Origin of the sequence: Streptomyces chlorus (genome assembly GCF_042655885.1) — a bacterium.
GTDB classification, from domain to species: domain Bacteria; phylum Actinomycetota; class Actinomycetes; order Streptomycetales; family Streptomycetaceae; genus Streptomyces; species Streptomyces chlorus.
In genome coordinates this window covers 70,502-80,982 of sequence record NZ_JBHSOA010000025.1, presented here as the reverse complement: position 1 = coordinate 80,982, position 10,481 = coordinate 70,502, and the positions used below count along the sequence as shown (strand labels likewise).

Annotated in this window: 9 protein-coding genes; 3 read left to right on the top strand and 6 right to left on the bottom strand. The window is 72.6% G+C overall.

The genetic code is table 11. The features are described from left to right. Positions 1-47 precede the first annotated feature (47 nt). The 5 genes from ACFPZI_RS11920 to ACFPZI_RS11900 form a co-directional block, all read right to left on the bottom strand. Positions 48-3,188 (bottom strand): efflux RND transporter permease subunit, encoded by a 3,141-nt coding sequence (locus tag ACFPZI_RS11920; RefSeq protein ID WP_381361970.1) that lies wholly within the window; start codon positions 3,186-3,188, stop codon positions 48-50. 213 nt (positions 3,189-3,401) lie between these two features. Beyond that, complete coding sequence (locus tag ACFPZI_RS11915) at positions 3,402-4,088, bottom strand: response regulator (protein WP_381361967.1); 687 nt, start codon at positions 4,086-4,088, stop codon at positions 3,402-3,404. A 49-nt stretch (positions 4,089-4,137) separates the two neighbouring features. Then, a complete protein-coding gene (locus tag ACFPZI_RS11910) occupies positions 4,138-5,412 on the bottom strand; it encodes a sensor histidine kinase (RefSeq protein WP_381361964.1) in 1,275 nt (424 codons plus the stop codon). Between the two features lie 185 nt (positions 5,413-5,597). Next, on the bottom strand, positions 5,598-5,885 hold the full coding sequence (gene pspAA, locus ACFPZI_RS11905; RefSeq protein WP_381361961.1) for a PspA-associated protein PspAA: 288 nt from the start codon (positions 5,883-5,885) through the stop codon (positions 5,598-5,600). Positions 5,886-5,950: 65 nt separating this feature from the next. Further along, positions 5,951-6,736: a PspA/IM30 family protein gene (locus ACFPZI_RS11900; RefSeq protein WP_381361958.1), complete on the bottom strand. Its 786-nt coding sequence runs from the start codon at positions 6,734-6,736 to the stop codon at positions 5,951-5,953. A gap of 271 nt (positions 6,737-7,007) precedes the next feature. Between ACFPZI_RS11900 and ACFPZI_RS11895 the strand changes: the two genes are divergently transcribed. Then, positions 7,008-7,643 (top strand): DUF3043 domain-containing protein, encoded by a 636-nt coding sequence (locus ACFPZI_RS11895; protein WP_381362919.1) that lies wholly within the window; start codon positions 7,008-7,010, stop codon positions 7,641-7,643. A 110-nt stretch (positions 7,644-7,753) separates the two neighbouring features. Continuing rightward, a complete protein-coding gene (locus ACFPZI_RS11890) occupies positions 7,754-8,473 on the top strand; it encodes a class I SAM-dependent methyltransferase (RefSeq protein ID WP_381362917.1) in 720 nt (239 codons plus the stop codon). 372 nt (positions 8,474-8,845) lie between these two features. On the opposite strand, the gene ACFPZI_RS11885 is transcribed toward ACFPZI_RS11890, so the two are convergent. Beyond that, positions 8,846-9,058 (bottom strand): hypothetical protein, encoded by a 213-nt coding sequence (locus ACFPZI_RS11885; RefSeq protein ID WP_042173605.1) that lies wholly within the window; start codon positions 9,056-9,058, stop codon positions 8,846-8,848. Between the two features lie 196 nt (positions 9,059-9,254). On the opposite strand from ACFPZI_RS11885, the gene ACFPZI_RS11880 reads away from it, so the two are divergent. Continuing rightward, the gene (locus ACFPZI_RS11880; RefSeq protein WP_381361955.1) at positions 9,255-10,454 is read left to right on the top strand and encodes a bifunctional adenosylcobinamide kinase/adenosylcobinamide-phosphate guanylyltransferase; all 1,200 of its coding nucleotides are present in this window, start codon (positions 9,255-9,257) and stop codon (positions 10,452-10,454) included. Positions 10,455-10,481 lie beyond the last annotated feature (27 nt).

Sequence of the window (10,481 nt, the reverse complement as noted above, 5' to 3'; positions counted from 1 at the left end):
AGGTTCCGGGCAGGCCTTCCGTCCTGCACGACCGGCTCGCGGACCGGTCAGACCTGGGCCGGCGCCGGGTCCTCCGCGGACCCTGCGGACTTCTCCGATTCCGCCGGTTCCTCGGCCGTCGGGCCCTTCTTCAGCGCCTTCTTCTTCGCGCGGCGCTCCTTGCGAAGCTCCAGCATCGCGTAGAGGGTCGGCACCAGCAGCAGGGTCAGCAGCGTCGACGTGATCAGACCGCCGATCACCACCACGGCCAGCGGCTGCGCGATGAAGCCGCCCTCGCCGGTGACGCCGAGCGCCATCGGGAGCAGGGCGAAGATCGTCGCCAGGGCCGTCATCAGGATCGGGCGCAGCCGGTGCCGGCCGCCCTCGATCACAGCCTCGACGACCCCGTAGCCCTGGGCGCGGTACTGGTTGATCAGGTCGATCAGCACGATCGCGTTGGTGACCACGATGCCGGTCAGCATCAGCATGCCGATCATCGCCGGGACGCCCATCGGGGTACCCGTGACGATCAGCAGGCCGACCGCGCCCGTCGCCGCGAACGGGATGGACACCAGCAGGATCAGCGGCTGGGCGAGCGACCGGAAGGTGCCGACCAGCAGCATGAAGATGATCGCGATGGCCGCGAGCATCGCCAGGCCCAGGTTGGCGAACGCCTCGTCCTGGTCCGCGGACACGCCGCCGATCTCCGCCGTCGCGCCCGCCGGGAGGGTGAGCGCGTTGATCTTCGTCTGGAGCTCCGCGCTGACCGCGCCGGTGTTGTCGCCGGTCGGCCGGGCGGTGACGGTGGCGGAGCGCTGGCCGTCGATCCGGGTCATGGACACCGGGCCGTCCACCAGCTCGACGGTGGCGATGTCGGCCAGCTCCACCGGGCCCAGGCGCAGCTTCTTCAGCTCGGCCAGCGTGGTGGCCGGCTCGGCCGACCGGATGACGACGTCCCGCTCGGTGTCGTCGAGGACCGCCTTGGCGGCCGGGGTGCCCCGGACCGCCTGGGCGACGGCGGCGCCGAGCGTCTGGTCGTTGAACCCGGCCGCGGCGGCACGGGAGTTGGCATTGATGGAGATCCGCGGCACGCTCTGCGACAGGTCACTGGTGACGTCCGTGACGTCGTCCAGCGAGGCCACGGCCTTCTGGACCTGGTCGGCGGCCTTGCGCAGCACCTGCGCGTCGGCCGCCTTGACGACGACGCTCAGGTCCTGGCTGCCGAATCCGTCACCGGCCGCGATGGTGGTGGTGCCGATGCCGTCGAGTTCGCCGAGGCCCTTCTCGATGCGCTTCTGCACGTCGCCGGAGGACGCGGAGTCCTCGAGCATGATCTGGTAGGTGGCCTGGTTGGTGTCCGTGCCGCCGCCGAAGGCCGCCATGAAGCCGGACGAGCCGATGGTGACCTGGTGGTCCTTGACGCCCTCGGTGTCGCCGAGCAGCTTCTCGACCTTCTTGGCCTGCTCGTCGGTCGCCGCGAGGCTGGCACCGGGCTCCAGCTCCTGACGGACCGTGAGGACCTGCTGCTCGCCCTGGTCGAAGAAGTTGGTCTTGAGCAGCGGGGCCATGCCGAACGTGCCGATCAGCACGACGGCGGCGATGCCGAGGCTGGCCAGCCTGCGCCGGGTGGCGAAGCCCAGGACGGAGACGTAGAGGCGCTGGAGGCGGCTCTTCGCCTCCTTCTCCTCGGCCAGCCGGCGGGCTTCCTCGGCATCCTCGGGGGTGCCCTTCGGGGGACGCAGGAACCAGTACGACAGGACGGGGACGACCGTCAGCGACACCAGCAGGGAGGCGAGCAGCGCCGCGGTGACGGTGAGGCTGAAGGAGCCGAACAGTTCGCCGACCATGCCGCCGACCAGACCGATCGGCAGGAAGACGGCGACGGTGGTCAGCGTCGCGGACGTCACCGCGCCGGCCACCTCGCGGACGGCGCCCAGGATCGCCTCGCGGCGCTCCTCGCCGTAGCCGAGGTGCCGCTTGATGTTCTCCAGGACGACGATGGAGTCGTCGACGACCCGGCCGATCGCGATGGTCAGCGCGCCCAGGGTCAGCATGTTGAGCGACAGGTCGCGCGTCCACAGCACGATCAGCGCGAGCACGATGGACAGCGGGATGGACACCGCGGTGACCAGGGTCGAGCGCACCGAGGCCAGGAAGACCAGGATCACCAGGACCGCGAAGAGCAGGCCGAGCGCGCCCTCGACGGTCAGGCCCTCGATGGCCTTGGCGACGGCGGGGCCCTGGTCGCTGACGACGGTGAGGTCGGCGCCCGAGCCGAGCGCCTCGCGCAGGTCGGGCAGCTTCTCCGCGACGGCGTCCGAGATCGCGACGGCGCTGCCGTCGTGGTCCATGGTGACCACCACGGCGAGGCTGGGTTCGCCGTTGGTGCGGGTGAGGGAGTCGGACTTGGCCTGCTGCTGCTTCACCTCGGCCACGGAGCCGAGACGGACCGGCTTGCCCTTGCCGGGCTCGCCGGTGACCATCAGGTCCTCGATCTGCTCGAGCGAGGTGTAGCCGCCGCCGACCTGGACGGTGCGGTTGGCGCCGTCCTCGTCGAAGGAGCCGGCCGGGACGGTCGCGCCGCCCGCCTGGAGGGCCTGGGCCAGCGCCTGCGGCGTGAGACCGGCCTTGGCCAGCTTCGCGTCGTCGGGGGTGACGGTGACCTGGAGGTCCCGGACACCGTCCACGGTGACCTGGCCGACGCCGTCGATGGCCTCCAGCTCGGTGACCACGGTCCGGTCGAGCTGGTCGGCGAGGGCCTGCTGGTCCTTGTCGGAGGTGACGGCGAGGACCACGGTCGGGATGTCGTCGGTGCTGCCGGCGACGACCTGCGGGTCCACGCCGTCGGGCAGCATCGCGCGGGCCCGGTTGACGGCCTGCTGGACGTCGGCGACGAGCTGCTTGGTGTCGTTGCCGAAGTCGAAGGACGCCATGATCACGGCGCTGCCCTCGCTGGCCTTCGAGGTGACACCGGAGATGCCGTCGACGGCCTCCAGGTTGTTCTCGATGGGCTCGACGACCTGCTTCTCCACCACGTCCGGGGACGCGCCCTGGTAGGGGGCGATCACGGAGACCATGGGCAGTTCGATGGTGGGCAGCAGCTGCTGCTTGAGCTGAGGTATCGCGATCGCCCCGAACACGAGCGCGATGATCGACATGAGTCCGATCAGCGCGCGTTGCGCGAGGCTGAATCTGGCCAGCCAGGACATGGGTTACGGATCTCTCTTCTGTGGGCGTCTTTGAGCGTCTGCGAGCGGTCAGGAGTACGGTCACCGGCACCGTCTGACGCACGGTCACGGGCACGGCGGGCTCAGCCGGGTGCCCGCTCTACACAGTGGTGCATCGGGAGGGGCCGATCCGTAGGCCCGGAGTCCCGTTCCTCCGGCCGGCGGCTACTCCCCTCGCAGTACATGCGGTCGCCTTCAGTCCGCCCTCGGGCGGACCAGGCCGGACTCGTAGGCGGTGACCACCAGCTGGGCCCGGTCACGGGCGCCCAGTTTGGCCATGGCCCGGTTGACGTGCGTCTTCACGGTCAGCGGGCTGACCTCCAGGCGCGCGGCGATCTCGTCGTTGGAGCGGCCGCCGGCGACCTGGACCAGCACTTCGCGCTCCCGCACGGTCAGCGAGTCGAGCCGCTGCGCGCGGGCCGGGTCGCGGTCGGCACCGTCGGACGTACCCGCCTGGGCGAGGAAGCGGGCGATCAGGCCCTTGGTGGCGGCCGGGGACAGCAGCGCCTCGCCCTCGGCGGCGATCCGGATGGCGCTGAGCAGTTCGCCGGGTTCGGAGCCCTTGCCGAGGAAGCCGGAGGCGCCGGCCCGCAGCGACTGCACCACGTAGTCGTCGACCTCGAAGGTCGTCAGGATCACCACGCGGACCCCGTCGAGTTCGGGGTCCGCGCTGATCAGGCGGGTGGCCGCGAGGCCGTCGGTGCCGGGCATCCGGATGTCCATGAGGACGATGTCGGCACGCTGTTCGCGGGCCAGCCGGACCGCCTCGGCGCCGTCGGAGGCCTCGCCCACCACCTCCATGTCCGGCTCGGAGTCGACGAGCACGCGGAAGGCGCTGCGCAGCAGGGCCTGGTCGTCGGCGAGCAGGACGCGGATGGTCATGGGTTCCCCCGGGAGCGATGGTCACGGGCCGCCCTGGGCCGCGAACGGGTCACGAACCGTCCTGGGCCGCGGACGTGCGGGTCTCGACGGGCAGGATCGCATGGACGCGGAAGCCGCCGCCGTAGCGGGGGCCGGTGGTGAGGGTGCCGCGCAGGGCGGTGACGCGTTCCCGCATGCCGAGCAGACCGTGGCCGCCGCCGTGGTCGCCGCCGCCGTTGCCGCCGCCGTTGCCGTGGTCGGCGGGGGCTTCGTGCCGGCCGGCACCGGTGCCGTCGTCGAGGACGGTGACCTCGAGGTGCGGACCCACCCGGACGACGCTGACCTCCGCCTTCACCTCGGCGCCGGCGTGCTTCTGAACGTTGGTGAGTGCCTCCTGGATGATCCGGTAGGCGGCCAGGTCGACGGCGGCGGGCAGCGCGGACGTATGGTCCGGGCGCTGGTCCTCGCGGACGACCAGGACGTGCAGGCCGGCGCTGCGGAAGGTGCCGACGAGGTCGTCGAGGCGGTCCAGTCCGGGGGCGGGCTCGGTGGGGGCCTCGGGGTCGCCGGACTGGCGCAGCAGACCGACGGTGGCGCGCAGTTCGCCGAGCGCCGAGCGGCTGGCCTCACGTACGTGGGCGAGGGCCTCCTTGGCCTGGTCTGGCCGCTTGTCCATGACATGGGCGGCGACCCCGGCCTGGACGTTGACCAGGGCGATGTGGTGGGCGACGACGTCGTGCAGGTCGCGGGCGATGCGCAGGCGTTCCTCGGCGACGCGGCGGCGGGCCTCCTCCTCGCGGGTGCGTTCGGCCCGCTCGGCGCGTTCCCTGATGGCCTGGACGAAGGCACGGCGGCTGCGGACGGCGTCCCCGGCGGTGGCGCCGATCCCGGTCCAGGCGAGGATCCCCAGGTTCTCCTGGGCGTACCAGGGCAGCGGGCCGGCGATCATGGCGGCGCCGGTGAGGACGGTCATGGTGAGCAGGCCGACCCGCCAGGTGGTGGGGCGGTCGGTGGCGGAGGCGACGGTGTAGAGCGCGACGACCACGCACATCGCGACCGGGGCGCGGGGGTCGCCGGTGACGGACTCCACCAGGGAGACCCCGCCGGTGAAGGCGAGCACCGCGAGGGGCGCCCGGCGCCGGAGGACGAGCGCGGCGGCGCCGAGCACCATGAGGACCAGGCTGAGCGGGTCGGGCGTGCGCAACGCCCAGGTGACGCCGTCGGGGCCGTGCGGCTCCACGAGGGACCCGGCCACGATGCACACCAGGACGCCCGCGGCCAGGGCCGCGTCCAGGGCGAAGGGGTGCGCGCGCAGCCGGCACCGGGCGCGCTGGAAGGTGCTCACGACCGTTCACCGTACGGGGTCGCGGAAGCGTACGGGGAGGGCGGGCCGGTGGTGGATCGGTGGTGAGGGCCGCGCCCGCCGTGAACGGACCAGCGGTGAGCGGTACGGGTGTGAGCGGTACGGGTGTGGATGGCCCGGCGGGCCAGGGCCTGTCCGGCACGATCCGCCGGACGGGCCCTCAGGGCTCAGGTGCCCGGGATCAGTCCGTCGCCGTCGTCGCTGAGCAGCTCCCGGACCCCCTCAATGGTCGCGTCCGGGGAGGGGAGGATGAGGTCGGAGGGTTCCAGGGCGTCGTCCGGCAGCGGCTCGCCGAGTTCGTGGACCCTGTGCAGCAGGGCGGTGAGGGTGCGGCGGAAGCCGGGGCCGTCGCCCTTGTCCATCTCGGCGAGGAGTTCCTCGTCCAGTTTGTTCAGCTCGGCGAGGTGGCTCTCGGCCAGAGCCACCTGCCCCTCCCCCATGATCCGTACGATCATGTCGGCCTCCTGGGCCGCCCTTGCGGGGGCCTCGGTCGTCGTCGGCACGGTGTCCCGTGCGGCGGTCACTGCTTGTCGAACCGCGGGGTGTCCTGCGGCTGCTGCTGGGTCTGGGGCTGTTCACTGCCGCCCTCGATGGCCTGCTTCTCCCCGGAGGTGCCACCGGCCAGCTCGGCCTTCATGCGCTGCAGTTCCAGCTCCACATCCGTGCCGCCGGAGAGCCGGTCCAGCTCGGCCTGGATGTCGTCCTTGTGCATGCCGGACTGGTCGTCGAGGACGCCGGAGGCGAGCAGCTCGTCGATGGCGCCGGCCCGCGCCTGGAGCTGGGCGGTCTTGTCCTCGGCCCGCTGGATCGCCAGCCCGACGTCGCCCATCTCCTCGGAGATGCCGGAGAAGGCCTCGCCGATCCGGGTCTGTGCCTGCGCCGCCGTGTACGTGGCCTTGATGGTCTCCTTCTTGGTGCGGAAGGCGTCGACCTTGGCCTGGAGCCGCTGGGCGGCGAGGGTGAGCTTCTCCTCCTCGCCCTGGAGGGTCGCGTGCTGCGTCTCCAGGTCCGTCACCTGCTGCTGGAGGGCGGCACGGCGGGAGAGGGCCTCGCGGGCGAGGTCCTCACGGCCCAGCGCGAGCGCCTTGCGGCCCTGGTCCTCCAGCTTGGAGGACTGCGACTGCAGCTGGTTGAGCTGGAGCTCCAGGCGCTTGCGGCTGGTCGCCACGTCGGCGACACCCCGGCGGACCTTCTGGAGCAGCTCCAGCTGTTTCTGGTACGAGTAATCGAGGGTCTCGCGCGGGTCCTCGGCCCGGTCAAGGGCCTTGTTCGCCTTCGCGCGGAAGATCATCCCCATACGCTTCATGACACCGCTCATGGGCTTCGCGCGCCCCCTTCTGACGGACTCCGGCTCACACTTCTGCGACAAGACCCACAGTACGGGCCCTGCATCCATTACCGCACTGTCCGGGGGTGGATGCGCTCATCCCCAAGGACGACTGCGTATCCTCCCGATCCGGCGCAGGGAGTAGGTGATCCCCGGGTACCGGCAGGACAACCCGCCCCAAGTCGCACACAACGCCCCCTCTGTCTGTCCTCTACAGACGCGTGGTGTTGCCGGATCGTTCCCCCCGGGGCTGGGGTCCAACCCCGGGCACCCCGTACCCTTGGGTTTTGTGTTCCGTAGCCGTTCCAAGGAAGAGAAGGCCCACGCCGACAAGGCGACGGTGACCGACTCCAAGCAGACCCGCCATCCGGAGGCCCCCAAGGGCCGTCCCACGCCCAAGCGCAGCCAGGCCCAGACCCAGCGCCGCAGCGTGGCCAATACGTCGATGACGCGCAAGGAGGCGAGCAAACGGCAGCGTGACGAGCGCCGTGCCGCGATGGAGCGCCAGCGCCAGGCGCTGGCCAGCGGCGACGAGCGTTACCTGCCCGCCCGTGACAAGGGGCCGGTGCGCCGGTTCGCGCGCGACTACATCGACTCGCGGTTCAACATCGCGGAGTACTTCCTGCCGATGGCGGTGATCATCCTGGTGCTGAGCATGATCCGGGTGCCCCAGCTGCAGAACGTCGCGCTGCTGCTGTGGCTCGTCGTGATCGTGGTGATCGTGCTCGACTCCCTCGTGACCGGCTTCCGGCTGAAGCAGCGGCTGGCCGAGCGCTTCCCCGACGACAAGCGCCGCGGCGCCGTCGCCTACGCGCTGATGCGCTCGCTGCAGATGCGCCGGCTGCGTCTGCCCAAGCCCCAGGTCAAGCGCGGGGAGCGGCCCTGAGCACCACGCCGTTCGTCGACGGCGCGGCACTGGCAGCGGTGCCCGCGCAGGCCTCGCCGGAGCAGACCGGGCCGTCCGGTGACCTGCGGGAGATCGTGGAGCGGGAGATCGTGGCCCGCCAGCTCGACGAGCAGCTGGTGGGGCACTTCCCGGTCGGGCGGCGGCTGCGTGTGCTCGACGTCGGCATGGGCCGCGGCACGCAGGCACTGCGCCTGGCGCGGTCCGGCCACCAGGTGACCGGTCTGGAGCGGGACGCGGAGAGGGTCGCCACCGCGCGCGCGACGCTCGCCGGGGAGCCCGAGGGCATCCGGGAGCGGGTGCGGGTCGTCGAGGGCGACGGCCGCGACACCGGTGTGCACTTCCTGCCGGGCAGCTTCGACGTGGTGCTCTGCCACGGCGTACTCATGTACGTGGCGGAGCCGGACCCGCTGGTGGCGGGGCTGGCCCGGATGCTCGCCCCCGGCGGCCTGCTGTCGCTGCTGGTGCGCAACGGCGACGCGCCGGCGATGCGGTCCGGCCTGCGCGGCGACTGGGCCCGGGCGCTGGCCGCGTTCGACACGCCGTGCCATGCGGACGGCTCGGGTCCCGAGGTACGGGCCGACCGGCTGACGAACCTCACGGCGACGCTCGCGGGGCTCGGGGCGCCGCTGCACACCTGGTACGGGGTGCGGGTCTTCACGGACACGGCGGTGGACGGGGCGCGCGTCGCGCACACCCTGGGCTGCCCCGACGACCTGGCGACGCTCCTCGCGGTCGAGGAGCGGGCCGGCCGGACGGACCCCTACCGCGGGGTGGCGTCACTGCTCCACCTGTGCGGCGTACGGGGCTAGCGCCTGCCCGGCGGGTCATGCCGGGGACGCGGCCGGCCCGGCCCGCTCCCCCTGAGCTCTTCGCGGAGGGGGCCCCAGCGGCGCTGTCGTCGGCCACCGACTCCCCCAGCTCCTGGCTTCTCCCCCCACCGCACCGACGCCATCCTCCGCCTCGCGGTTGAACGCACCGGCCCCGCTCACCCCGGCCGGACGGATATCGTCGGCCACCTCCGACGTGATCCGCCGGGCAGGCTCTGGCGGACGCGGGACGGGCGAGGGCCGAAGCCCCCGCCCGAAAGGTCGCGTCGTTCTCGCCCGGATCCTCACGCCCGTGGGTTCACGCCCGGGGCTTCACGCCCGTGGGTTCACGCCCAGGGCTTCACGCCCGTGGGTTCACGCCTCTTCCGCGTGCAGGCTCATCGGTCCGTAGATCTCCGTGGTGTCCTCCAGCAGCCGCACCTGGTCGGCGCCGCCCTCCACCAGGGCCTTCCAGTTCTCCCCGATCCAGGACTCGGCGTCCCCCTGCGTGGTGAAGTCCTCCGGCGTCACCGCGGGCTCGACCTGCGTCCCGTCGGCCTTCTCGAACCGCCACGTCCATGCCGCCATGTACGCCTCCATGGGTATGAGCACCTGCACGACAGGAGCCGGATCATGGTCCGGATCCTGGAGCAGAGCCTAGATGATTGGTTCCAAGGGGTCAGTGAGCGTAGGACGGGCTGTCCGGCGGATGATTCGTTGGATCATCGGTGACAGTGCCCGGTCGGGCGCGCAGGAGCCGTGGAGAGGGGCGAAAATCGGGTTCGTGGAACTCACTCTGCTCGGCACCGGTGCCCCCGCGGGCCTGCCCCGCCCCGACTGTCCCTGCGCCGCCTGCGCGTCCGCCGCCGGTCCCCACGCGCGCGCGGCGACCGCGCTGCTCGTGGACGGCTCACTGCTGCTGGACCTGATGCCGGGCGTGGCGTTCGCCGCCGCCCGCGCGGGACATTCGCTGGGCGGTGTGCGCCAGGTGCTGCTCTCCCATCCGCACGACGGCCCCGCGGTCGAGGTGCCCGCCGGGCTGCCGCAGCCCGGCCGGGTGCCGGACGGACGGGAGCTGGCGCTGCTGACGGGCCACCGGGTGCGGGCGGTGGCGCTGGACGCGCCGGGCACCGGGTACGCGGTGACCGGTCCGGACGGGCAGCGGCTGCTGTATCTGCCGCCGGGCACGGCGCCGGCCGGTCTGGAGGAGCCGGCCGAACCGTACGCCATGGTGCTGCTGGACGTCGTGGGGCGCCCGGACGCGCTGGCGCGGCTGCGGGCGGTGGGCGCTGTGGGGCCGACGACGGATGTCGTCGCCGTGCACCTCGACCACGACGTGCCGCCGGGCGCGGAGGAGCGGCGCCGGCTCGCGGCGGCCGGGGCACGCGCCGTGCCGGACGGGACCACGCTGGAGGTGGGCGCCTACGAGGACGTCCCCGACCTGCCGCGCCGGACGCTGGTCCTGGGCGGGGCGCGGTCCGGCAAGTCGGTGGAGGCCGAGCGCCGGCTGGAGACGCTGCCCCAGGTGCTGTACGTGGCGACCGGCGGGTCCCGCAACGGGGACACCGAGTGGGCGGCCCGGGTGTCGGCCCATCAGGAGCGGCGGCCCGGGTCGTGGCGGACCGTGGAGACCTGCGATCTGGTGCCGCTGCTGGGAGTCGACGGGCCGCCGCTGCTGGTGGACTGTCTGTCGCTGTGGCTGACGGACGCGATGGACTCCGTCGGGGCGTGGGACGACGCCCAGTGGGCGGACGGCGGGGAACGGGCGCTCAAGGAACGGGTGCGTGAGCTGACGGACGCGGTGCGCGCGACCCGGCGGACCGTGGTTGCCGTGTCCAACGAGGTGGGCTCGGGCATCGTCCCCGCCACCGCGTCCGGCCGCCGGTACCGGGACGAACTCGGGCGGCTGAACGCGGCGTTCGCGCAGGAGTGCGAGCAGGTGCTGCTGGTGGTGGCGGGCCAGGCGCTGGTGCTCCGGGGGTGAACAGCCGGGACCTGGGCCGGAGCCGCG